25 protein-coding genes and 1 pseudogene are annotated in these 21,436 nt (G+C 74.2%); 13 read left to right on the top strand and 13 right to left on the bottom strand.

Annotated elements, in window-relative coordinates; genetic code table 11:
* Positions 1-411 precede the first annotated feature (411 nt).
* The gene (locus tag ACZ619_RS08610; RefSeq protein WP_469595847.1) at positions 412-1,080 is read left to right on the top strand and encodes a CBS domain-containing protein; all 669 of its coding nucleotides are present in this window, start codon (positions 412-414) and stop codon (positions 1,078-1,080) included.
* A gap of 131 nt (positions 1,081-1,211) precedes the next feature.
* On the opposite strand, the gene ACZ619_RS08605 is transcribed toward ACZ619_RS08610, so the two are convergent.
* From ACZ619_RS08605 to ACZ619_RS08580, 6 genes are all read right to left on the bottom strand, one after another.
* Positions 1,212-1,811 carry an Rv1733c family protein gene (locus ACZ619_RS08605; protein ID WP_469595844.1) on the bottom strand — a complete coding sequence of 200 codons (600 nt, stop codon included), beginning with the start codon at positions 1,809-1,811 and terminating at the stop codon, positions 1,212-1,214.
* 24 nt (positions 1,812-1,835) lie between these two features.
* Positions 1,836-2,513 carry a CBS domain-containing protein gene (locus ACZ619_RS08600; RefSeq protein WP_469595842.1) on the bottom strand — a complete coding sequence of 226 codons (678 nt, stop codon included), beginning with the start codon at positions 2,511-2,513 and terminating at the stop codon, positions 1,836-1,838.
* A 188-nt stretch (positions 2,514-2,701) separates the two neighbouring features.
* On the bottom strand, positions 2,702-3,148 hold the full coding sequence (locus ACZ619_RS08595) for a pyridoxamine 5'-phosphate oxidase family protein (protein WP_469595840.1): 447 nt from the start codon (positions 3,146-3,148) through the stop codon (positions 2,702-2,704).
* A gap of 83 nt (positions 3,149-3,231) precedes the next feature.
* Positions 3,232-3,909, bottom strand: coding sequence for a helix-turn-helix domain-containing protein (locus ACZ619_RS08590; protein ID WP_469595838.1), 678 nt, complete (start codon positions 3,907-3,909; stop codon positions 3,232-3,234).
* A gap of 19 nt (positions 3,910-3,928) precedes the next feature.
* Positions 3,929-4,996: a zinc-dependent alcohol dehydrogenase family protein gene (locus tag ACZ619_RS08585; RefSeq protein ID WP_469596052.1), complete on the bottom strand. Its 1,068-nt coding sequence runs from the start codon at positions 4,994-4,996 to the stop codon at positions 3,929-3,931.
* 325 nt (positions 4,997-5,321) lie between these two features.
* Positions 5,322-5,816, bottom strand: a complete 495-nt coding sequence (locus ACZ619_RS08580; RefSeq protein ID WP_469595836.1) for a flavodoxin domain-containing protein — start codon at positions 5,814-5,816, stop codon at positions 5,322-5,324.
* Positions 5,817-6,064: 248 nt separating this feature from the next.
* On the opposite strand from ACZ619_RS08580, the gene ppk2 reads away from it, so the two are divergent.
* Positions 6,065-6,868, top strand: a complete 804-nt coding sequence (gene ppk2 / locus ACZ619_RS08575; RefSeq protein WP_469595834.1) for a polyphosphate kinase 2 — start codon at positions 6,065-6,067, stop codon at positions 6,866-6,868.
* A gap of 17 nt (positions 6,869-6,885) precedes the next feature.
* On the opposite strand, the gene ACZ619_RS08570 is transcribed toward ppk2, so the two are convergent.
* From ACZ619_RS08570 to ACZ619_RS08560, 3 genes are all read right to left on the bottom strand, one after another.
* Positions 6,886-7,749, bottom strand: a complete 864-nt coding sequence (locus tag ACZ619_RS08570) for a universal stress protein (RefSeq protein ID WP_469596050.1) — start codon at positions 7,747-7,749, stop codon at positions 6,886-6,888.
* Positions 7,750-7,754: 5 nt separating this feature from the next.
* On the bottom strand, positions 7,755-8,114 hold the full coding sequence (locus ACZ619_RS08565) for a universal stress protein (protein ID WP_469595832.1): 360 nt from the start codon (positions 8,112-8,114) through the stop codon (positions 7,755-7,757).
* A 179-nt stretch (positions 8,115-8,293) separates the two neighbouring features.
* The gene (locus ACZ619_RS08560; RefSeq protein ID WP_469595831.1) at positions 8,294-8,923 is read right to left on the bottom strand and encodes a hypothetical protein; all 630 of its coding nucleotides are present in this window, start codon (positions 8,921-8,923) and stop codon (positions 8,294-8,296) included.
* Positions 8,924-9,138: 215 nt separating this feature from the next.
* Here ACZ619_RS08560 and ACZ619_RS08555 point away from each other — a divergent pair, with 215 nt between their 5' ends.
* From ACZ619_RS08555 to ACZ619_RS08540, 4 genes are all read left to right on the top strand, one after another.
* On the top strand, positions 9,139-10,863 hold the full coding sequence (locus tag ACZ619_RS08555; protein WP_469595829.1) for a SulP family inorganic anion transporter: 1,725 nt from the start codon (positions 9,139-9,141) through the stop codon (positions 10,861-10,863).
* Between the two features lie 141 nt (positions 10,864-11,004).
* Positions 11,005-11,187, top strand: coding sequence for a hypothetical protein (locus tag ACZ619_RS08550; RefSeq protein WP_469595826.1), 183 nt, complete (start codon positions 11,005-11,007; stop codon positions 11,185-11,187).
* Positions 11,188-11,392: 205 nt separating this feature from the next.
* On the top strand, positions 11,393-11,890 hold the full coding sequence (locus ACZ619_RS08545; RefSeq protein WP_469595824.1) for a hypothetical protein: 498 nt from the start codon (positions 11,393-11,395) through the stop codon (positions 11,888-11,890).
* Positions 11,887-12,330, top strand: a complete 444-nt coding sequence (locus ACZ619_RS08540; protein ID WP_469595822.1) for a pyridoxamine 5'-phosphate oxidase family protein — start codon at positions 11,887-11,889, stop codon at positions 12,328-12,330. Before ACZ619_RS08545 ends, ACZ619_RS08540 begins: the two co-directional genes overlap by 4 nt.
* Positions 12,331-12,567: 237 nt before the next feature.
* Here ACZ619_RS08540 and ACZ619_RS08535 read toward each other — a convergent pair whose 3' ends face one another.
* From ACZ619_RS08535 to ACZ619_RS08525, 3 genes are all read right to left on the bottom strand, one after another.
* Positions 12,568-12,918, bottom strand: a complete 351-nt coding sequence (locus ACZ619_RS08535; protein ID WP_469595819.1) for an ArsR/SmtB family transcription factor — start codon at positions 12,916-12,918, stop codon at positions 12,568-12,570.
* An 86-nt stretch (positions 12,919-13,004) separates the two neighbouring features.
* Complete coding sequence (locus ACZ619_RS08530) at positions 13,005-13,442, bottom strand: ATP-binding protein (RefSeq protein ID WP_469595817.1); 438 nt, start codon at positions 13,440-13,442, stop codon at positions 13,005-13,007.
* A gap of 282 nt (positions 13,443-13,724) precedes the next feature.
* Entirely contained in the window at positions 13,725-14,114 is a 390-nt protein-coding gene (locus ACZ619_RS08525) for an antibiotic biosynthesis monooxygenase family protein (RefSeq protein ID WP_469595814.1), read from the bottom strand.
* Positions 14,115-14,223: 109 nt separating this feature from the next.
* Between ACZ619_RS08525 and ACZ619_RS08520 the strand changes: the two genes are divergently transcribed.
* Entirely contained in the window at positions 14,224-14,652 is a 429-nt protein-coding gene (locus tag ACZ619_RS08520; RefSeq protein ID WP_469595811.1) for a VOC family protein, read from the top strand.
* 11 nt (positions 14,653-14,663) lie between these two features.
* On the opposite strand, the pseudogene ACZ619_RS08515 reads toward ACZ619_RS08520, so the two are convergent.
* Positions 14,664-15,182, bottom strand: a pseudogene (locus ACZ619_RS08515) (aldehyde dehydrogenase family protein); the annotation flags it as partial.
* Positions 15,183-15,197: 15 nt separating this feature from the next.
* Here ACZ619_RS08515 and ACZ619_RS08510 point away from each other — a divergent pair.
* The 6 genes from ACZ619_RS08510 to ACZ619_RS08485 all read left to right on the top strand — a co-directional run bounded on the left by ACZ619_RS08510 (position 15,198) and on the right by ACZ619_RS08485 (position 21,368).
* Positions 15,198-15,446, top strand: a complete 249-nt coding sequence (locus ACZ619_RS08510; protein WP_469596063.1) for a hypothetical protein — start codon at positions 15,198-15,200, stop codon at positions 15,444-15,446.
* Between the two features lie 297 nt (positions 15,447-15,743).
* The gene (locus ACZ619_RS08505; protein ID WP_469595809.1) at positions 15,744-17,279 is read left to right on the top strand and encodes a hypothetical protein; all 1,536 of its coding nucleotides are present in this window, start codon (positions 15,744-15,746) and stop codon (positions 17,277-17,279) included.
* A 3-nt stretch (positions 17,280-17,282) separates the two neighbouring features.
* The gene (locus tag ACZ619_RS08500; RefSeq protein ID WP_469595806.1) at positions 17,283-18,374 is read left to right on the top strand and encodes an NADH-quinone oxidoreductase subunit B family protein; all 1,092 of its coding nucleotides are present in this window, start codon (positions 17,283-17,285) and stop codon (positions 18,372-18,374) included.
* Positions 18,375-18,443: 69 nt separating this feature from the next.
* Complete coding sequence (locus ACZ619_RS08495; protein ID WP_469595804.1) at positions 18,444-20,234, top strand: nickel-dependent hydrogenase large subunit; 1,791 nt, start codon at positions 18,444-18,446, stop codon at positions 20,232-20,234.
* Positions 20,227-20,772, top strand: coding sequence for a NifU family protein (locus ACZ619_RS08490; RefSeq protein WP_469595801.1), 546 nt, complete (start codon positions 20,227-20,229; stop codon positions 20,770-20,772). Before ACZ619_RS08495 ends, ACZ619_RS08490 begins: the two co-directional genes overlap by 8 nt.
* Entirely contained in the window at positions 20,769-21,368 is a 600-nt protein-coding gene (locus ACZ619_RS08485) for a DUF5947 family protein (RefSeq protein WP_469595799.1), read from the top strand. Before ACZ619_RS08490 ends, ACZ619_RS08485 begins: the two co-directional genes overlap by 4 nt.
* Positions 21,369-21,436: the final 68 nt, after the last annotated feature.

Here is a 21,436-nt window from a genome sequence, read left to right as displayed (position 1 = left end):
CCATCGTCGCGATACACGCGCACGGCCCGGGCCGTCGGGGACAACGTTGTCGCCACCGGGGATACGGAGCGTGCGCCCTCGGGGGCGGGTCGGCGGCGGACACACCGCACCACACCTGATGTGTCCACGACCACCCGCCATCAGACACGGAGAATACGTACGGCGGGCGAACAGCACACGTACTCCGTCGGTGCGCGCGGAAGGCGACGCCGTCGCAGCGGGGCCGGTCGGCCCTGGCGGCGGCAACGTTCCCGTGGTGTGCTGGAGGTGGCGGGAAGGACCCGGCACAGACGCGGGGAAGCGGCCGGCTGAGAGGCCGCGCACCGCGCAATCAGGATCCGCGAGAAGCGGATGGAGCCCTTCCCGCCCTGTGCTGCCACACCCCGGGACCGGGGACGCGAGGAGGCAACCATGCACGGCGGCCCGCGCTCCGTGAGCGACGTGATGACCCACACCGCCGTGTCCGTCGGCGGTGACGCCCCGTTCAAGGACGTCGTCGCGCTGATGGACCAGTGGAAGGTCAGTGCCCTCCCCGTGCTGGAGGGCGAGGGCAGGGTGATCGGCGTCGTGTCCGAGGCCGACCTGCTGCCCAAGGAGGAGTTCCGGGACGAGGACCCGGACCCGTTCGTGCGGCGGGACCGGACGGCCGACCTGGCCAAGGCCGCCGGGCTCACCGCCCGGGAGCTGATGAGCACGCCCGCCGTGACCGTGCGCGCCGGTGCCACCCTGGCCGAGGCCGCGCGGGTGATGGCCCGGCACCGGGTCAAGCGGCTGCCCGTCGTCGACGAGGTGGGGATGCTCGAAGGCGTCGTCAGCCGTGCCGACCTGCTCAAGGTGTTCCTGCGCGAGGACGAGGAACTGGCCGAGGAGGTACGCGGGGAGGTGGTGGAGCGGCTGTTCCCGATCTCGGCCGACCACATCCGCGTCGAGGTCGCCGAGGGAGTCGTCACCCTCACCGGCTGGATCGACAGCCCGGCCCTGGTGCCGGTGGCCGAACGCCTGGCCCGCGCCGTGGAGGGCGTGGTCGGCGTGCGCTGCCTCCTGGCGCCGGTGTCCGTGCGCGAGGACCCGCCGGTCTGACGGGGCGCCGCTGCGGTACAGCCTGGCGGCCACGGCCGTTCAGCCCTGACCGCCACGGAGGCTCAGCCGTTGCCTCCGCTGCGGTTCAGCCTTTACCGACGCTACGGTTCAGCCCTTGCCGCCACTGCGGTTCAGCCCTTGCCGCCGCTGCGGTTGCGCCACTGGGGGCCGATCCGCCGCCACTCCGCGTCCCACTCCGCGAGGCGGTGCCGGAACAGACGGTGGCGCACCAGCCACCCGGTGCCCCACAGCGCCGTCCCGGACAGCTGCGCCACCAGCGCACCGGCCAGGACCGCGCTGAACGTCGACTCCGCGGTGCTCGTCGGCGCGGCCACGATCCGCTCGCCCCGGTACACCCAGACCTGCACCCGGCTGCCCGCCACGGCCGTGGGCGGGGCCTTCGCCCTGCCGGTGTGCGGGGAGCCGTCGGGGGCGGTCCAGCGGACCGTGACCCACATCTTCCCGAGGTCGTAGCCGCCGGCGGGTGTACCGCTAGCCGCGTTGCGCGTCAGCTCGGCGGAGACCGCGTGGATGCCCGCGCGCCGCTCGGCGAACGTCCGGTCCAGGGCGGCGGCCGCGGTCCAGCCGGCGAGTGCCCCGCCGACGAGGGTGAGGACCCAGACGGCGAGCACGATCCAGGCCTCGACGACGTCGCTGTGGCGCCGCAGCGGGTTGCGCCGCCACCGCCACAGCCACGTTCCGCCCGCTCGGGGACGGCTCGGTGCGGTCATGGTTGCGCGCCTTCCTTCCGGGGGTCAGGGCCGCGGTACCCCTTCGGGGTCCGGGGCGGGCCGGCCGCGGGACGCGGTCAGTACGCAGTCGACGTCCACGACCCCGTCCACGCCGCTCACCCATCCGGCGGCCACCGGGACCAGCGCGGGGTCGGCGACCCGGCCGGTGAGGGTCACGACGCCGTCGTGGACCCGGACCAGGACCGGTTCCGCCGAGTCGGCGAAGACGTGCGGGAGGACCTCCCGCCGGATCTCCTCGGCGATGTCCTCGTCGTCGCGGAGGTACACCTTGAGCAGGTCGACCCGGCTGACCACGCCCGTGAGCACACCGTCCGCGTCGACCACCGGCAGCCGCTTCACCCCGTGCCGGGCCATCCTGCGCGCGGCCTGCGGGAGCGTGGCGTCGGCGCGGACGGTGACGGCCGGGGTGGTCATCAGCTCCCCGGCGGTGACCGCGGCGGCCTTGGCCAGGTCGTCCCGGCGCGCGGGCCGCCCGGCCGCGCCGTCGCGGACCTCCTCCTTGTGCAGCAGGTCCGCCTCCGACACGACGCCCATGACCCGGCCCTCGTCGTCCAGGACGGGGACCGCGCTGACCCGCCAGCGCCGCATGGTCCGCACGATGTCCTTGAACGACGCGCCGCGGCGCACGGCGACGACGGTGCGGGTCATCACGTCGCTCACGGCGTGCGGAGCAACGGTCATGGCGACCTCCAACGGTCCGGTGCCGTCCGGCGGCACCCTTCCAGGGTCCGCCTCATCGGCCTGTCGGGCATGGGCCGGGCGGCCCTTTCGACGGTCCGGCTCCGCCCGGTCACCGTCGGTGGCCGGCGGACCCGCCACCGACGGTGGCCGCCGGGCCCCGGGGCGACGGTGGCCGCCGGGCCCCGGGTTCAGGACGTCAGGCCCAGGCCCAGGCCGTACATGGTCCGGCCGCCGGTCAGCTCACGTCCGGTGACCAGTTCGGGTTCGATCCGCACGAAGACCTCCCGCGGCGACGGCACCCAGGACCGCGGTCCGTCGCGCAGCAGCCTGGCGTGTTCGCCGGGGTCGCCGACCACGGCCGCGGAGCCGGTCACCACGACGCTCCAGCCGGCGTGCGCGACGGCGTCGACCTCGTCGGCCTCGAAGGCGACCACCGAACCGTCGATGGCGCGCACCAGTTCCGACGCCTCGGACGTGCGCAGCAGCACCGCCCCGTCGCCGTCCAGGGCGAAGTTCACCGGCAGCACGGCGGGCAGCGCCCCACGGGTGTGGACGATACGGCCGACCGGCACCCCGGCGAGCAGCCGCAGGCACTCCCGCCGGTCGAGTTCACGGAATCCGTCGTTGGCATACATCGGCCGTCTCGTCTCTCACGTCGTCCTTCGGTGTCTCTCACGTCGTCCTCGGCCCGTACACCGGTCCGCTCCGGCGCGCCGGGTCACACGGTGATCCGGCGCCCGGTCACGGAGCTGGGCCGGATCCTGATCCACAGGTCGCGCTCACCGCCCGCCCACGGGGCGCTGTGGGCCACCTCGCCGAGCCGGCGCACCTCCTCGGGCTCGGTCACGGTGCCGGCCGGTCCGCGCACCAGGACGCTCCAGCCCTCGCTCAGCGCGTCGTCGATGCGGTCGGCCTCGAAGGCGACCTGGCTGCCCTGGGCCAGGGCGGGGGTCGTGCCGGCGACGGTCCTGAAGACGATCTCGCCGTCGACGACGGTGTAGTTGACCGGCACGATGACCGGGCCGGAGGCGGTGGTGAGGCCGAGCCGGCCGACACCGTACGAGCCCAGCAGGGCCCGGCACTCGGGCGGGTCGAGTTCCCTGAACCGCGGGGAGTGTCCGGCCCGTCCGCGGCCGGGCGGGCCCTCGGTGCCGCCGCCCGTGAGGTGCGAGACGGTGGTGTGCAGGACGTCGGCGAGCCGGAGCAGGGCGCCGGTGCCGGGTGCCGCCGCGGGGTGTTCCTCCAGGTAGCCCAGATAGCCGGGCGCGATGCCGGCGCGTTCGGCGGTCTCCTCGCGGCCGAGCCCGAGGGCGTGCCGGCAGGCCGCCAGCCGGCGCCCCAGATCGCCCGGTGCCGTCGGCGCCTGCGCCGTGTCCGCTCGTACCTGTTCGGCCATGACCGCTCACGTCCTCTCGTCAGGCCGCGCGGACCGCGACCTCGTGCCGGTCCCCGCCGAGCACGACCTTGAGCGCGCCGGTGTCGGCGGCCCGGGCGAAGACGCCGTACGCCTCCGCCACGCGGTCCGGCGGGAAGGTGTGGGTGACCATCTGTGCGGTGGGCAGCCGGCCGGCGGCGGCCATGCGCAGCAGGGTGGGGGTGGAGTGGGTGTCGACCAGGCCCGTGGTGATGGTCAGGTTCCTGGGCCACAGGTCTTCGAGGTGGAGGGTGGCCGGCCTGCCGTGCACGCCGATGTTGGCGAGGTGGCCGCCGGGCCGGACCAGCCGGGCGCACAGCTCGAAGGTCTCCGGTACGCCGACGGCCTCGACGACGACGTCCGCGCCGAGCCCGTCGGTGAGGTCGGCGACCAGCTGTTCCGGGTCCTCCCGGGCGTCCGCCACGGCGTCCGCGCCGAACCGCCTGGCCGCCTCCAGCCGGGCGGGGGCCAGGTCGACGACGACGATCAGCTCCGGCGCGAACAGCCGGGCCGTGGTGACCGCCGCGAGTCCGACGGGGCCGGCGCCGACGATCACGACGGTGTCGCCTGGGCGCACCCGGCCGTTGAGGACGCCCACCTCGTACGCGGTCGGGAAGACGTCCGCGAGCAGGACGGCGTCCCTGCTGTCGAGGGTGCCGGGCAGGGCGTGCACGGAGAGGTCCGCGAAGGGGACACGGACGTACTCGGCCTGGGTGCCGTCGATCAGGTGGCCGAGGATCCAGCCTCCGCCGCCGAGGCACTGGCCGTACATCCGCCGCCGGCAGTGGGCGCAGCGCCCGCAGGAGCTGATGCAGGAGACGAGGACGCGGTCGCCCGGCCGGACGGTCCGTACGTCGCCGCCGGTCTCGACGATCTCGCCGACGGCCTCGTGGCCCAGGACCGTGCCGGGCAGCACCTCGGGGACGTCGCCCCCGAGGATGTGGAGGTCGGTGCCGCAGATCGTGCCGGCGTCCACGCGTACGACGACGTCGGTGGGTTCCTTGACCGCGGGGTCGGGGACGTCCTCCCGGGCGGCCTGCCCGGGTCCGTGGAAGACGTAGGCCTTCATGGGGTCGCTCACCGTCCTTGGTCGGCTGCGGGGCCGGATCGGTGCGGAGGTCCGGCGGACGCCGGATCCGTCCCGTACCTTCACCTTCTCCCGGCCGGGAAGGGGACCGCTTGGGCCGAGCGGCCCCCTTCGAGCGCCGGACGGGCCGGTTCGGTGACGGGCCGCTTCGGTGACGAGCCGGATCGGCGGCGGCCCGGTTCGGTGACGGCCGGATCAGCGGCGGATCGGTTCCGTGGCGGCCCGGATCAGTGGCGGGCCGGATCAGCGGCGGCCCGGATCAGCGGCGGATCGGTTCCGTGGCGGCCCGGATCAGTGGCGGGCCGGATCAGTTCCGCAGGTCCCCTGCGATGTCCGCCGCCCAGGCGCCCACGGCTTCGAGGTCCCGGAAGTCGCCGGCCCTGCCGGAGCGCACCATCCTGCGGGCCGGCCACCCCTCGGCGTCGCTCTCCAGGCAGCCGCCGAAGGTGGCGTGGCCCCGGGCGTGCAGGTCGTCCACGGCCCGCCGTACGAAGCGGACGGGCGGGATCTCCCGCTCGGCGGCGGAGGTGTCCAGCGGGCCGCTGCTGAAGAACCACACGGGGAGCCGGGCGAGGTCGGCGCGGTGGCGGCGGACGAACCTGCGGGCGTCCTTGTGCCAGCGGCCGGCGTACAGGGCGCCGCCGGCCACGACCGCGTCGTACCGGGTCACGAAGGGCACGCACGCGGCCCGCATGGTCTCGACGGTCAGGCCGTCCGCGCGCAGCGCGTCGGCGATCGTCTCGGCGATGTGCGCCGTCGACCCGTTCCTGGTCCCGTAGGTGACCAACACCGTGCCGGTCATGTCGGGGAGCCTCCTCTCGTCTCGGCGCCGTCGGCGCGGACAGGGGTCCTGGCGCCGGCGGGGCGGCGGATCGTCGGCCTCGCGGCCGTCCTGCGATCCGGTGGGCACTTCGAGGTTCCGGCGCGGCGGCACGCGCTCCCATGGGCTGTCCGGGGCGGGGCGGGGGCCGATCGGCCCCTGTCGGACGGCCGGCGCGGGCCGGGGCCGGGGTACGGTGACGTCCTGGTTCGTCGGGTGGTGGAGGCGGCATGGCCGGCAAGAAGGCGGCAGAGCTGCCGCGCAAGGTCTACGAGGCGGAACTGCTGCGCCTTCAGACCGAGTTGGTGAAGCTCCAGGAGTGGGTACGGGCGACCGGTGCCCGGCTGGTGGTGGTCTTCGAGGGGCGGGACGCGGCCGGCAAGGGCGGCACGATCAAGCGGGTGACGGAGCATCTGAACCCGCGTACCGCGCGGATCGCGGCGCTGCCGAAGCCGACCGAGCGCGAGCGCACCCAGTGGTACTTCCAGCGGTACGTCGAGCATCTGCCGGCCGCCGGGGAGATCGTGCTGTTCGACCGGTCCTGGTACAACCGGGCCGGGGTCGAGCAGGTGATGGGCTTCTGCACGCGGGAGGAGCACGAGCTGTTCCTGCGGCAGTGCCCGGTCTTCGAGCGGATGCTGGTGGAGGCCGGGATCCTGCTGCGCAAGTACTGGTTCTCGGTGAGCGACGGCGAGCAGCAGGAGCGGTTCCGCCGGCGGCTGGAGGACCCGCTGCGGCGGTGGAAGCTCTCGCCGATGGACCTGGAGTCGATCACCCGCTGGGAGGCGTACTCACGGGCCAAGGACGAGATGATGGTCCACACCGACGTGTCCGACGCGCCGTGGTTCGTGGTGGAGAGCGACGACAAGCGCCGGGCGCGGCTGAACATGATCGCGCACCTGCTGTCGTCGGTGCCGTACCACGACGTGCCGCCGCCGGTGCTGGAGCTGCCCGCCCGGCCGCCGTCCACGGGCTACCAGCGCCCGCCGCGCGACCTGCGGACCTACGTCCCCGATCACGCGGCGGGCCTCTGAGGACCGTCCGTGCCCGCTCACACCCATTCGGGTACGACGGCCACCGGGCAGGCGCTGTGGTGCAGGAGGCCGTGGGCCACCCTGCCGAGCTGGAGCCCGCGGTGCCCGGACTTGCGCCGGGCGCCCACGACCAGCAGGTCGGCGGAGTGCGACGCCTCCAGCAGGATCTGCCGGGCGGGGCCCTCGGCGGTCCGACCGCGCAGCCGTAGCTCCCCGGGCGCGTCGTGCAGGGCCTCCGTGAGCCGCTCGGCGGCCTGCCGCTCGTGCAGGCGGGCGGGTTCGCCCGCCAGTGGGGGGTGGTCGGTGGTCTCGTGGGCCGGCCACCGCCAGGCGCGTACGGCCTCCACCTCGGCGTCCCGCAGTCCGGCCTCGCGCAGGGCGAAGCGCACCGCCTCCTGCCCGTCCCCGACGCCCAGCACGATCCGGCCGTGCCTGCCGGCGCCGCCCTGGTTGTCGTGGCCGCCGCGCAGGACGACCACCGGGCAGTGCGCGTGCGCGGCGACGACGAGGCCGACCGAGCCGAGGAGCGCCTCGGTGAGGCCGCTGCGGCCGCGGCTGCCGAGCACCAGCAGGCCGGCCTCGCGGCTCTCGCGCACCAGCGCGTACTCGGCCTCCTCGGGCAGCACCTCGGCGGACACGGTGATGCCGGGCTGCCGGGCGCGGGCGCGCCGGACGGCGAGGCCGACGATGTCCTCGGCCATCACCCGGTCGGCCGGTTCGGTGAGGTCGTCCATGAGCGAGGTGCCCTCGTAGCGCTCCCAGAGGGAGGCGTGGACGATCCGCAGCGGCACCGCGCGCAGCGCGGCCTCGTCGGCCGCCCACTCGACGGCCCGCGCGGCGGACTCGGAGCCGTCGGCCCCGGCCACGACCGGCAGGTCCACGGCGCTCACCGCCCGCACGCCCGGCCGGGCCGCGGCACGGCGACCCGCCGGCCGAGGAGAGCGGCGCTCGCGGACTCCGCGGCGAGGATCTCGCCGGGGTCGCCGGTCGGCTGCTCGCTGACCACCTCCAGGCCGGGGTGGCGCAGCCGCAGTCCGTCCGCGGACTCCCGGGGGATCCGCTCGGTCCAGTGCCGGTGGGTCTCGGGGCCGGGGAGCGGGGCCTGTGCCATGGGTTCGGGGACCGGCTCCCGGACATGGACGATCCTCAACGGCAGACCGCGCAGCTCCGCCTCGCGGGCCGCCCATTCCGCCGCCGCCCGGCTCTCGGCCGAGCCGTCCAGGCCTACGGTGACGGTACGGAGCATGATCTCCACCTCCTGGGATGAGGGATACCGCGAAGCCGCCTTCGGCGCATCCGGCTCCAGCGTCGTGTCCGGGGGGACGGGCGGGCAGGGGCCGGTGGTCCCGGACGGGGGCCGCCCGGCCCCGGGGCCGGTTGCGGGCGGCGGGTCCGCCGGCGTGGGACCCGCCGCCCGGGCGGCGTTCAGCGCAGCCACGCGTGGCCGCGGACGAGGGGGAGCCGGGCCCACCGCCGTCCCAGGCCGAGGGTGTCGCCGGCGGCGGTGACGGCCAGGGCGATCAGGACCAGGGCGTAGACGAGGTGGTAGTCGGCGAACGGGTTGCCGGACATGCTCGGCGAGCCGTCCGCGAGGTGCCGGGCGGGCGGCCACTCGGCCAGCCACATCAGCGCCATCATGGCGGTGCCCGCGACGGCGGCCGGGCGCAGCGCCACGCCGGCTGTCAGGGCCAGGCCGACACCGAGCAGGCCGAGCATGAACAGCCAGTCGGCCCAGGTGGCACCGGCCCAGGAGTGGAAGGCGGACCGGAGCGGGCCGGCGGCGACCGAACTGAGGAAGCCCTCGGTCGGCGAGCCGCCGTCGGTCCAGCCCTTGCCGGCGGCGGTGGCGTAGCCGAGGCCGAAGGTCTTGTCGAGGAACGCCCACAGGAAGACGAACCCGGTGAGCAGGCGCAGCGCGGCGAGCACGTGGGCCCGCGCGGTGCGGCTCCCGGTGGCCGCCGAGACGTCGGACTCGTCGGCGGAGGCGGTCCCGTGCCTGCGGAAGGACGGCAGGCGGAAGCCGGAACTCCGGTGGGGGTGCTCGTGGACGGCCATGGGGGTGTTCCCTTCGGGGAGTCGGGGGCCGGTGCCTTCGTTCTCCGGCGCCTCTCACCGTGGCGGTGCGCCAGGGCCCGCGCCGGATGCCGAAGGTCGGTGTCCGTTGGGCCGAACGCCCCTGTCGGTGAGGCCTGTTGGGCAGTGGCACGGTGTCGCTCCCGCGGCCGGGCGGGGTCCGGTGGATCATGGGGTCACCTGACGGAGGGCGGCAGATGACCAGGGGCGGACTCGGACACCCGGGGTGGCACCGTCAGGTGCCGGGACTGGCCGCGCTGCTCGGCTACCGGCGGGCGTGGCTGCGCGGCGACCTGCTGGCCGGGGTGACGGTCGCCGCGTATCTGGTGCCGCAGGTCATGGCGTACGCCGGGGTCGCCGGGCTGCCCCCGGTCGCCGGTCTCTGGGCGATCCTGCCCGCTCTCGCCCTGTACGCGCTGTTCGGCTCCTCGCGGCTGCTGTCGGTCGGCCCGGAGTCGACGACCGCCCTGATGACCGCCACGGTGGTGGCCCCGCTGGCCGCCGGCGACCCGGCCCGGTACGCCGTACTGGCGGCCGCCCTCGCCGCCACGGTGGGTCTGCTCTGCCTGGTGGCGCGGGCGGCGCGGCTCGGCTTCCTGGCGGACCTCCTGTCCCGGCCGGTGCTGATCGGCTACCTGGCCGGCGTGGCCCTGATCATGATGGCGGACCAGCTGCCCAAACTGACCGGGGTGCCGGTGACGGGCACCGAGTTCCTCCGCCAACTCTGGTCCTTCTGCACGCACTTGGGCGATGCCCATGCCCCCACCCTGGTCTTCTCGGCTCTGGCGCTGCTCTTCCTGCTGCTCGTGACGCGGTATCTGCCCGTGCTCCCCGGTCCGCTGCTGGCGGTGGTCCTCGGCACGGCGGCGGTGGTGGCGTTCGACCTGGACGGCCGGTACGGCGTCAAGGTGATCGGCACGGTGCCCTCGGGGCTGCCGGGTCTCTCGCTGCCGGACCCGGGCGAGCTGCCGGGGCTGGTCCTCCCGGCCCTCGGTGTGCTGCTGGTGGCGTACACGGACTTCATCCTCACCGCGCGCGCCTTCACCGTCCGGGGCCCGGAGGGCGGCCCAGGGCTCGACGCCGACCAGGAGTTCCTGGCCCTGGGCGCCGCCAACCTGGGGGCGAGCGTGCTGCACGGCTTCCCGGTGAGCAGCAGCGCCAGCCGCACCGCGCTCGCCACCTCGGCGGGCGCCCGCAGCCAGGCGTACTCGCTGGTCGCCGGGGCCCTGGTGCTGGCGGTCCTGCTCTTCCTCAGCCCGCTGCTGACCCGCACGCCGGCCGCGGTGCTCGGCGCGCTGGTGGTCTACGCGGCGATCCGCATGATCGACCTCGCCGGCTTCCGCCGCCTGGCCTCCTTCCGCCGCCGCGAACTGCTCCTCGCGCTGGGCTGCCTGGCCGGTGTCCTCGCCCTGGACATCCTCTACGGCGTGCTGGTCGCCGTCGGTCTGTCGGTGGCCGAGCTGCTCACCCGCGTGGCCCGCCCGCACGACGCGGTCGAGGGGCTGGTGCCGGGCCTCGCGGGCATGCACGACATCGACGACCACCCCACCGCCCGCACGGTCCCGGGTCTGCTGGTCTACCGCTACGACTCGCCCCTGTTCTTCGCCAACGCCGAGGACTTCCACCGCCGGGCCCTGGCCGCCGTCGACGGGCAGAGCGGGCCGGTGCGCTGGTTCGTCCTCAACACCGAGGCCAACGTGGAGGTGGACATCACCGCCCTCGACGCGGTCGACGCGCTGCGCCGCGAACTCACCGCCCGGGGCGTGGTCTTCGCCCTGGCCCGGGTGAAGCAGGACCTGCTGGACAGCCTCCGGGCCCACGGTCTCGCGGACTCGGTCGGCCCGGACCGCTTCTTCCCGACCCTGCCGACGGCGGTGGCCGCCTACCACCGGTGGCTGGCGGAGCATCCGGAGAACGGCTGACCGCCCGCTCCCCCGTCTGTCGCGGTCCGTGCCCGCCGCCTACACTCCAGTTGCAGAGTTCTGCAATTGGCCAATTGCCGTGAAACATAAATGATCACGAAGCGCGGATGACCGGTTCCGGCCGTCCGCCTGGAGGTCTCCTTGAACGAAGTCACCGAGGCGCTGCTGGCGCGCGTCCGCGCGGCCCGGGCCCGGCTGGCGGCCGCCGTGAGCGCCGCGGACGCCTACGCCGTCGCGGTGGCCGAGGACGAGCTGGACGACGCGGTCCGGGTGGCCCGGCAGCACGGCCTGGACGTCGGGACGGCGGCGGCCGACGAGGGCTGACGAGGGCGGCTGACGAGGGCCGACCCGGACGCCGGTGCGTGCCGCGGGACGACGGGGGGCGGCGGACCGCGTTCCGGCATGAGCCGATCGGCCCCGGTCCGGGACCGCACGGCCCCTCGCCCTCTCCCCCGCGGACCGGCAGGATCGGCGGTCCGAGGAGGTCGGCCCACCACGCGTGGGCGGTGTGCAGAGAGGACCGTCCGAAGTGATCGCTGTCGTGGGACACCCAGACCTGACCGCGCCCACTCTGGCGATGCTGGAGGAGGAACTGCGGCGCAGGCTGGCCGGGTTCGGGCGGGCGGGCCGCGCCGGGCTGGTGCGGGCCGGACAGGGACTGCCGGTCGCCTTCGGGCGGGCGGCCCGCGCCGCGGGGCTGGCGCTGGTGACCGTCCTGCCGGCCAGGAACGGCGTGCCCGACGTACCGGCACCGTCCGACCGCCGGGCGGCCGGGGAGCTGCTGCTGCTCTCGGAGCAGGTCCGGTTGCTGGAGTTCGACCCGTCCGACCGGGGCGCCTGTGTGGGAGCGGACGAGAGCCTGCTGCGTTCGTGCGTCCGGCTGCTGGCGGTGTGGGACGGCTCCCCCTCCGACGGCCGGGACGCGACGGCCCATCTCGTGGCCTACGCCCGCAGCAGCGGCATCCCCGTCGAGGTGCTGTGGCCCGAGGGAGCCGGCCGCATGGCACGGGACGGGGAGCGGACTTGACCACCGCGAAGCAGCCGTCCGGCTCCGGTTCACCCACGCGCATGGTGGAGTTGGGCCGCGCGGAGGCCCTGAAGCTGCTGGGCAGCGTGGCGTTGGGCCGGGTGGCCTTCACCGACCGGGCCCTGCCCGCGATCCGGCCCGTCAACCACCTGGTGGACGGGGGCGACATCATCGTGCGCACGCACGGCGGCTCCGCGCTGCTGGGCCGCGCGCTGCTGTCCGAGGTGGTGGCGTACGAGGCCGACGAGATCGACACGCCGACCCGGACCGGCTGGAGCGTCGTGATCACCGGCACGGCGACCCGCGTCACGGACTCCGAGGCGCTCACGAGGTACCGGAGCCTGCTCGCGCCCTGGGTCGACGCGGAGATGGGCCAGGTGGTCCGCATCCGCCCGGAGATCGTCAGCGGCTACCGCCTGTCGACGGCACCGGTCCACTGAGGCGGCGGCAGGGGGCGGGCCGGGACCGGTCGCCGGGCCCGGGGCGGGTCGGTCAGGGGGAGATCCTGCGGCGCATCCACCGCCACAGGCGCGCCGGCCAGCGGAAGCACCCCGGGGAGGACCCCGCTCCGGCCGCCGCCTGCCAGTGCGGCCACACCCGCCGTACCACCAGCGCCCCCTACGCCCGGCCCTGTCCGCGCATGACCGGCGGGACGCCCCGCCCCGGCGCGCCGGCCGCTACGACGGTGACGTCCCCTCCGACCGGGCCGCCTTGAGGTCGGCGAGCAGCTCCGCCTGTCCCGCCAGCACGCCCGACAGGATCGAGCGGGCCACCCGCAGCAGTTCCGCGAGCTCCGGGCTGGCCAGCGAGTAGTACACGTTGGACCCTTCCTTGCGGGTCCGCACCAGGTTCGCCCGCCGGAGCACGGCCAGCTGCTGGGAGAGGTGCGCCGCCTCGATGCCCACCTCGGGCAGCATCTCCGCGACCGCGTGCTCGCGCTGGCTGAGCAGCTCCAGGACCCGGATGCGGGCCGGGTGGCCGAGGGTCTTGAAGAACTCGGCCTTCAGCTGGTAGAGCGGCGTACTCACCTGGCCTCCCCCTCCCCGAACATGTGGACCGTCCTCGCCTTCGGCACCGGTCATGCCGAATTGCCAAGATTAGCAATCACACCGGTTCAGAGCGGGAGGGTGATCCAGATGCTCTTGCCGGCGCCGTCGGCGTCGGCGCGGACCACGGCCGTACCGCCCAGGCCGAGCGTGAGTTCCATGACGGTGGCCAGACCGCCGCCGCCGGCCCCGGCGCCGGTGAGCGCCCCGTACAGCGGCGGCTGGTACGGGTGGCGGTCGTGGACGGCGAAGGCCAGGCTGTCCGGTCCCGCCGCGTAGATCACGGTGAGCGTCGGGGAGAGGACGGCCGCGTGCCGGACGCTGTTGGTCACCAGCTCGGAGAGGATCAGCAGGGCCGGGTCCACCGAGGGGTGCCGCGGGCCGATGCCCCACTCGGCCAGCGCCTGTTCGGCGGTCTCGCGCGCCAGCCGGACGGCGGACGGCTCGGTGGGCAGCGTGAGGACGTGGCGGTGCGGCAGGGTCTCCGCCTCCGGCCGGGCGGGCATCACGCCTCCGCGCGCGATGCGCCGCGCGGGGCTTGCGCGCCGCAGGTGACGCTCCGCTTCGGCGCGGGGACGGCGGGCAGGACACCGGCCGTCGCCGGTCCGTCCTGGCGCGGCTCCAGCATCCTCGTCCCCCTCGCCCTCCCGGCAGGTCCCTCCCCGAGGAGCGGACTCGGAACCCGACGCCCGCGACCATCTGCGGACTCGACGAAGAAAGCATCTAACCAATTGCCAACTTTGGCAATTCAGCAGATGCCGAGGGCCGGGGCGCGGGCCCCCGGCCGCTCAGTCCGCCGCCGGGTCCCGCGGGTCGCGCGGGGCCTCCGCCCGCCTGAACCCCTGGCTGCGCTCCACCTTCGCCACGTGCAGCGTGTAGCTCTCGTACCACTGGGCCCGCCCGCGCCGCTGCGCCGCGCGGTGCTCGGCGTCGCCCCGCCACCGCGCGAGGGCCTCGGCGTCGCGGAAGTACCCGACGGTGATGCCCAGCCCGCCCGGAGTCTGCGCGTGGTCCATCCCCAGGTAGCCGGGTATGTCCCGGACCAGTTCCTCCATGCGCGCGCTGGTCCTGCCGTAGCCGCCCTGGTCCTCGGTCCGCACCGTGGTGAAGACCGCCACGTAGTAGGGAGGTTCGAAGGCCTCGACGGGCGCGACAGGTGCTTCGGATCGATCACTCATGGCGTCACCGTACGGCCGGACGCACCCCGCGTTCCAGCCGTCTCGCGCCTCCCCCGTCAGTCGCCCGCAGCGGGATCGGGCCGCCGTACGCCCCTGCTATCGTGCGCCGATGCCATCGATCAAGCAGGTCCAGGTCACCTTCGACTGCGCGGACCCCGAGCGGGTCGCCCGCTTCTGGTGCGAGGTGCTGGGGTACGTCGTACCAGCGCCGCCGAAGGGGTTCGCCACCTGGGACGACTACCAGGACTCGCAGCCCCCGGAGGAACGCGGCTCGTGGTTCGCCTGCAGTGACCCCACGGGCGTGGGACCGCGGCTGTACTTCCAGCGGGTGCCCGAGGGCAAGGTCGCCAAGAACCGGGTCCACCTCGATGTGCGGGTCGGCACCGGACTCGTGGGCGAGGAGCGCCTCGCCGCGCTGGAGGCCGAGTGCGCACGGCTGCTCCCGCTCGGCGCGGTACGCGGCCGGCTCCTCTACGACGGCAACGACGCGTGCATCAACATGCAGGACGTCGAGGGCAACGAGTTCTGCCTGGACTGAACACCCCCGGTTCAGGCCGTCGCGGGCACGCTCAGCGTCACCGTCTCGTACTCGACGTACCGCGCCGGCCCGACCGCGCCGTACTCGCGGCCGATCCCGGCGGCCCTGTGACCGCCGAACGGGCCGTCGAAGGCGATGGGCGCGCCGTTGACGGTGACGGTGCCGGTGCGCAGGCGGCGGGCGGGGCCGAGGGCGTGGGCGGGGTCCGCGGACCGGACGCCGCAGGAGAGGCCGTACTCGGAGTCGTTGGCGATCCGGACGGCGTCGTCCTCGTCGTCGTAGGGGATGACGACGAGGACCGGGCCGAAGATCTCCTCCGGGGCGATGCGCGTGGAGTTGCCGACGTCGGCGAACACGGTGGGCGTGACGTAGTTGCCGCCCTCCGGGCCGGGCGGGACCCCGGGGCCGCCGGTGACGAGCCGGGCGCCCTCCTCGATGCCGAGTGCGACGCAGTCGCGCACCCGCCGCTGCTGGTCGGGGCGGTCCATCGGGCCGATGAAGGTGTCCGGGTCGGCGGGGTCGCCCACCTTCTTGTCGACACCGGGGTGCGAGACGAGGTACTGCGCGGCGGCGCCGGCGCCTTCGGTGTCGCGATCACCGACGGCGCGGTGGCGGTGACGGCGCAGCCGCTGGAGCGGCCGGACTGCACGATCCTCATCGACCCCGTCGCCTTCCTGCTCATCGCGCTGGGCCGCCGCGGTCCGTGGCCGGCGACGGCCCGGGGCCAGGTGCTCGCCCTCGGCCGCAGGCCCTGGCTCGGTCCGCGCTTCCCCGCCCTGTTCGTGGCCCCCTGAGCGGGCGCGGCGAACCGCTCGGCACCCGCCCCCTCGGCACCCGCCCGCCCGGCACCCGCCGAGGGGGCCGGAACCAGGGCTCCCGAACGGCCCTGCGCGGCAGTGGCGGCACCGCCTCCCGGACCGCCCTGACCCGCCCCCGCGGCTGCCCGGACCTGCCCCCGCGGCCGCCCTGACCCGCGCACGGACGCCGCCACCCGGACGGCCCAACGGCGCCGGGCCACGGGAGGCGAGGGCGCGTGAGGGGTGTGACCGTGGTGGAAGGTATGGGCGCGCGCACGGATCCGAGGAGGCTGCATGGCCGAGGGACTGGTCGACGGCGGAGCGCTCCGCACTGCCCCGCAGGACGGCCCGGACGGCCCCCCGGAGCCGTCCCCGCACGCCTTCGCGCGGCTGGGCGCCGTCGCCGACGCCGTGCTCTACGAGGGCTACCTGCTGTACCCCTATCGGCGGTCCTCGCCGAAGAACCGCGCCCGCTGGCAGTTCGGGGTCCTCTCCCCGCGGAACTGGGTGGAGGCCGACGGCCCGCTCCGTCCGGGCGTCTCCGGCTCCGCGGACTCCTGGTACCAGCAGACGGAGTGCCTGCTGCGGGTACGGCGGCCCGACGCGGTCGTCCGGGTGCGGGTCCGGTACCTCCAGATGCAGCACAAGCAGGTCGAGGACGCCGGAGGGCGCGCGGTCGAGTCGCTGGCCTGCGACGACGGGACGGTGCAGCTGACCTTCGAGGAGGCGGTGCCGCGCGAGGCCGACCTCGCGCTGCGCCTCGGCGAGGCCGGGCGGACCTTCGCGGTGGGCTCGCCCGCCGGGGTGGACGCCGAGCCGCTGCCGTCGGGCGCCGGACGGGTCGTACGGCGGCGGGAGGAGGTGCGGGCGAGCACCGAGGTCGTGGCCGAGCGGCTCGGCGAGGACCTCTACCGGCTGCGGGTGCGCACCGAGAACGAGGGCCGTACGGCGGACCCGCGCGCGCCCCGCGACCGGGCGATGCGGCAGGCGCTCATCGCCACCCACACCCTGCTCGCCGCCGAGGGCGCGGAGTTCGTCTCCCTGGTGGACCCGGCGCGTGAGGTCACCGAGGCGGCCCGGCTGTGCCGCAACGACTTCACCTTCCCGGTGCTCGGCGGCGCGCCCCCGGCCGAGGCTCCCCGGGACGGGTCGGCCGCTCCCCTGCTGCTCTCCTCGCCGATCATCCTGCCGGACCATCCGCAGGTGGCCCCGGAGAGCCCGGGCGATCTGCACGACGCCGGCGAGATCGACGAGATCCTCACCCTGCGCACGATGCTGCTGACGGACGAGGAGAAGCGCGAGGCCCGGGCCACCGACCCGCGGGCCGCCGAGATCCTCGACCGCGTGGACACCATGCCCCCGGAGGTCTTCGAGCGCCTCCACGGCGCGATCCGCTCCCTGGCCCCGGCCGGCGGCGCGTCCGACGCCGGGCCTCCCGCCGCCCCGTCCCCCTTCGACGACCGGCCCGCCTGGTGGCGGGAGGGGGCCGACGACGGGGTCTGTCCGGCCACCGACACGGTTCTCGTGGACGGTGTGCGGGTCGGCGGCGGGGCCCGGGTGCGGCTGCGGCCGCGCGGGAAGGGCGCCGACGCCCAGGACATGTTCCTGGCGGGGCGCACCGCGACCGTCGCCGCCGTCTTCCACGACGTGGACGGCAGCACCCATCTCGCCGTCACCGTCGACGACGACCCGGCGGCCGAACTGCACGGCTGGTACGGCCGTTTCCACTACTTCCGGCCCGACGAAGTCGAGCCGCTCGGGGGCACCGACGTCCCGGATCCAGAGGCGGCGGCCGAGCCGCCCCCGGGGCCCTCTCCATCGGAGGCCTAGCGCATGAGCACCAAGAACGGCACGACCACCGCCGCGGGCGGGGAACCCAGCGAAACCGGCGAGCACCAGGGGTTCGAGGAGATCACCATCCTGTGGATCTCCGAGGGCATGAGCTGCGACGGCGACACCGTCTCCGTGACGGCCGCCGACCAGCCCTCCATCGAGGACCTGGTGCTCGGCCTGATCCCGGGCATGCCGAAGGTCAACCTGGTCAACAAGGTGCTCTCACCGAGCCTGGGCGGCGAGGACTTCCTCGCCCCCTACCGTGCGGCCGCGCGGGGTGAGCTGGAACCGTTCATCCTCGTCATCGAGGGCTCGGTCCCGAACCAGAACATCATCGAGGGCGACGGCTACTGGACGTCGTTCGGCAACGACCCGGAGACCGGTCAGCCGCAGACCCTCAACCACTGGATCGACGAACTGGCGCCCAGGGCCTGGGCGGTCGTGGCCGTCGGCACCTGCGCGACGTTCGGCGGCATCCACGCGATGGCCGGCAACCCCACCGGCTCCATGGGCCTCGCCGACTACCTGGGCTGGGAGTTCAAGTCCCGGGGCGGACTGCCGGTGGTGAACATCCCCGGCTGCCCGGTCCAGCCCGAGAACTTCATGGAGACCCTGGTCTGGGTGCTCTACCACGCCGCCGGCACCGCTCCCCCGCCGCCGCTGGACCACATGCTGCGCCCGCAGTGGCTGTTCGGCCGCACGGTGCACGAGGGCTGCGACCGCGCCGCCTACTACGAGCAGGCGACCTTCGCGACGGACTACAACTCGCCCAAGTGCCTGGTGAAGACCGGCTGCTGGGGTCCGGTCGTGAACTGCAACGTGCCCAAGCGGGGCTGGATGGCCGGCATCGGCGGCTGTCCGAACGTCGGCGGCATCTGCATCGGCTGCACCATGCCCGGCTTCCCGGACGCCTTCATGCCGTTCATGGACGAGCCGCCCGGCGGCACCCTCTCCTCGCTGGCCATCAAGCCGTACGGGGCGGTCATCCGCCGGCTGCGCGGCTTCACCAACGAGCTGGTGAACCACGAGCCGAAGTGGCGCCACAACAAGCGCAAGCTCACCAGCGGTTACTCCCCGCGCTGGCGCCCCTGACGCACCCACGGCGCACCACGGCGGACCCCCACCCCCTCAACTCCCCCCACAGCAAAGGTCAGCGAGCCGATGACAACAGAGGCCCGGCACAAAGGGCGCAAGCCCGAGCAGATCGTGGACATGTCCTGGGATCCGATCACCCGGATCATCGGAAACCTGGGCATCTACACGAAGATCGACTTCGCCAACCGGGAGGTGGTGGAGTGTCACAGCACCTCCTCCCTCTTCCGCGGCTACTCCGTCTTCATGAAGGGGAAGGACCCGCGCGACGCGGGCTTCATCACCTCCCGCATCTGCGGCATCTGCGGCGACAACCACACCACCTGCTCCGACTACGCCCAGCAGATGGCGTACGGCGTCAAGCCGCCGCCGCTCGCCGAGCACATCGTCAACCTCGGCGAAGCGGCCGAGTACATGTTCGACCACACGATCTTCCAGGACAACCTGGTCTTCGTGGACTTCTGCGAGCAGATGGTCAAGGCCACCAACCCGACCGTCCTGGCCCGCGCCCAGAAGACCACCGCACCGCGCGGTGACATCCACGGCTACCGGACGATCGCGGACATCATGAAGGCCTTCAACCCCTTCGAGGGCGAGGTCTACAAGGAGGCCCTGAAGGTCTCCCGGACCACCCGCGAGATGTTCTGCCTGATGGAGGGCCGCCATGTGCACCCCTCCACGCTCTATCCGGGCGGCGTCGGCACCATGCCGTCGCCGACCGCGTTCACCGACTACCTCAGCCGGCTGATGCACGTCATCGACTTCGTGAAGAAGGCCGTCGCCATGAACGACGACGTCTTCGACTTCTTCTACGAGGCGCTGCCCGGCTACGAGGAAGTGGGCAAGCGCCGTATCCTGCTCGGCTGCTGGGGCGCCTGGCAGGACCCGAAGGTCGTCGACTACAAGTACGAGAACATGGACCGCTGGGGCAAGGCGATGTACGTCACCCCGGGCATCGTGGTCGACGGCGAGCTGGTCACCAACAACCTGGTCGACATCAACCTCGGCCTCAGGATCATGCTGGGCTCCTCGTTCTACGAGGACTGGGTCAACGAGGACCCGTTCGTCACCCACGACCCGCTCGGCAACCCGGTCGACATGCGGCACCCGTGGAACCAGACCACCCTCCCGGTGCCGCAGAAGCGGGACTTCGAGGGCAACTACAGCTGGGTGATGAGCCCGCGCTGGTTCGACGGGCGCACCGGCGACCACCTCGCCCTGGACACCGGCGGCGGCCCGCTGGCCCGGCTCTGGTCGACCGCGCTGAGCGGCCTCGTGGACACGCCGTACATCAAGGCCACCGGCAACAGCGTGCGCATCACCCTGCCGAAGGGCGAGAGCCTGCCGGAGACCACGCTGGAGTGGAAGATCCCCAAGTGGTCCAACACCCTCGAACGGGACCGCGCCCGGCCGTACTTCGTCGCCTACGCGGCGGCCATGGCGCTGCAGTTCCTGGACGAGGCGATGGGCCTGGTCCGGTCCGGCGACACCAAGGTGTTCGAGGACTTCGAGGTCCCGGACGAGGCGATCGGCTGCGGCTTCCACGAGGCCGTGCGCGGGGTCCTCTCGCACCATCTGGTGATCAAGGACAAGAAGATCGCCAACTACCACCCGTATCCGCCGACCCCGTGGAACGCCAGCCCCCGCGACAAGTTCGGCACCCCCGGCCCCTACGAGGACGCCGTCATGAACCAGCCGATCTTCGAGGAGAACGGCCCGGACGACTTCAAGGGCGTCGACATCATGCGCACGGTCCGCAGCTTCGACCCCTGTCTGCCGTGCGGTGTCCACATGTACACGGGCAAGGGCAGGACCGTGACGGTCAGGCACTCCCCGACGTACGGGGCGGACCATGGCTGAGCACCGGCTCGACGGCCCGGCGGTCGAGGCCCGGCTGGCCCGCCTCGACACACTGCTGGAGGGCCTGGAGACCGCCCAGGGCCCGGCGGGCCGCTCGGCCGTCGAGGCGGTCCGGCTGCTCACCGAGGTCTACGGCGAGGCACTCGCCCGCGTCCTCGACCGCGCCGACGCGCCCCTGGCCGCACGGCTCGGCGACGACGAGCTGCTCGACCATCTGCTGGTCCTGCACGACATCCACCCCGACTCCCCCGAGAGCCGCGCCGCCCGCGCGGTCGAGCGGCTGCGCCCCGCGGTGCGCGAACGCGGCGGCGACGTCGAGTGGGCGGGCGTGGAGGGCGGGGTCGGCCGGGTCCGGCTGGTCACCGGCGGCGGTTGCGGCTCGGGGTGCGGCGGAGGTACGACGGAGGTGACCGACGCGGTCCGGGAGGCGGTGCTCGCCGCCGCCCCCGAGCTGGCCGACGTGCAGCCGCTGCCCGAGGCCCCGGCACCCGCCTTCGTCCCCCTGGACTCCCTGCGCCGGCCACAGGAGGCCCGGTGAGCACGGACGGAGCCCTGGCCCGCCTCATCCGGTCCTCGGCCGACGCGCGGCCGACGGCCGGGACGGAGGTGTGCGAGCTGTGCGCCGCGCCCCTGCCGGAGGACCATCCGCATCTGTACGACACCGGTCCGGCCGAGGTCCGCTGCGCCTGCCGGCCCTGCTTCCTGCTGTTCGCCGACACCCCGCAGGGCGACGGCGGCCGGCTGCGGCCGGTCCCCACCCGCCGGGTCCGCCTGCCCAAGGTGGACACGGCGGCCCTGGGGGTCCCGGTCGGGCTGGTCTTCTTCGTACCGCGCGCCGACGGCACGGTCACCGCCGAGGGGCCGAGCCCGGCGGGTGCCATGCGCTGGGAGGTGGACGCGGCGGCCTGGCGGCGGGCGGTCGCCGGCACCCCGGCCCTGGCCGGGATGACCCCCGATGTCGAGGCGCTGCTGGTCAACACCGTCCACGGCCTGGACCACCACTGGATCGCACCGGTCGACGACTGCTTCCGCATGCTCGCCGTGGTCCGCCGGGAGTGGCGCGGCCTGTCCGGCGGCGGCCGGATGTGGCCGGCCGTGGAGCGCTTCTTCGAGGAGCTCACCGAGCGGCCTTGAGGCGAGCGGCCTCAGGGCGAGCGGCCTCAGGGCGAGCGGCCTTGAGGAACGGCAACACCGGAAGGAGA

Source organism: Streptomyces sp. NPDC104367, from assembly GCF_055583825.1.
The sequence above is the reverse complement of the archived record's forward strand: the minus strand, read 5'-3'. Positions and strand labels throughout refer to the sequence as shown.

Coding starts and splice junctions, on each gene's coding strand:
- ACZ619_RS08500 (WP_469595806.1), top strand. CDS start 17,283: ATGAGCACCAAGAACGGCACGACCACCGCCGCGGGCGGGGAACCCAGC.
- ACZ619_RS08520 (WP_469595811.1), top strand. CDS start 14,224: ATGCCATCGATCAAGCAGGTCCAGGTCACCTTCGACTGCGCGGACCCC.
- ACZ619_RS08610 (WP_469595847.1), top strand. CDS start 412: ATGCACGGCGGCCCGCGCTCCGTGAGCGACGTGATGACCCACACCGCC.
- ACZ619_RS08555 (WP_469595829.1), top strand. CDS start 9,139: ATGACCAGGGGCGGACTCGGACACCCGGGGTGGCACCGTCAGGTGCCG.
- ACZ619_RS08525 (WP_469595814.1), bottom strand. CDS start 14,114: ATGAGTGATCGATCCGAAGCACCTGTCGCGCCCGTCGAGGCCTTCGAA.
- ACZ619_RS08505 (WP_469595809.1), top strand. CDS start 15,744: ATGGCCGAGGGACTGGTCGACGGCGGAGCGCTCCGCACTGCCCCGCAG.
- ppk2 (WP_469595834.1), top strand. CDS start 6,065: ATGGCCGGCAAGAAGGCGGCAGAGCTGCCGCGCAAGGTCTACGAGGCG.
- ACZ619_RS08580 (WP_469595836.1), bottom strand. CDS start 5,816: ATGACCGGCACGGTGTTGGTCACCTACGGGACCAGGAACGGGTCGACG.
- ACZ619_RS08495 (WP_469595804.1), top strand. CDS start 18,444: ATGACAACAGAGGCCCGGCACAAAGGGCGCAAGCCCGAGCAGATCGTG.
- ACZ619_RS08590 (WP_469595838.1), bottom strand. CDS start 3,909: ATGGCCGAACAGGTACGAGCGGACACGGCGCAGGCGCCGACGGCACCG.
- ACZ619_RS08530 (WP_469595817.1), bottom strand. CDS start 13,442: ATGCCCGCCCGGCCGGAGGCGGAGACCCTGCCGCACCGCCACGTCCTC.
- ACZ619_RS08600 (WP_469595842.1), bottom strand. CDS start 2,513: ATGACCGTTGCTCCGCACGCCGTGAGCGACGTGATGACCCGCACCGTC.
- ACZ619_RS08585 (WP_469596052.1), bottom strand. CDS start 4,996: ATGAAGGCCTACGTCTTCCACGGACCCGGGCAGGCCGCCCGGGAGGAC.
- ACZ619_RS08565 (WP_469595832.1), bottom strand. CDS start 8,114: ATGCTCCGTACCGTCACCGTAGGCCTGGACGGCTCGGCCGAGAGCCGG.
- ACZ619_RS08605 (WP_469595844.1), bottom strand. CDS start 1,811: ATGACCGCACCGAGCCGTCCCCGAGCGGGCGGAACGTGGCTGTGGCGG.
- ACZ619_RS08595 (WP_469595840.1), bottom strand. CDS start 3,148: ATGTATGCCAACGACGGATTCCGTGAACTCGACCGGCGGGAGTGCCTG.
- ACZ619_RS08490 (WP_469595801.1), top strand. CDS start 20,227: ATGGCTGAGCACCGGCTCGACGGCCCGGCGGTCGAGGCCCGGCTGGCC.
- ACZ619_RS08560 (WP_469595831.1), bottom strand. CDS start 8,923: ATGGCCGTCCACGAGCACCCCCACCGGAGTTCCGGCTTCCGCCTGCCG.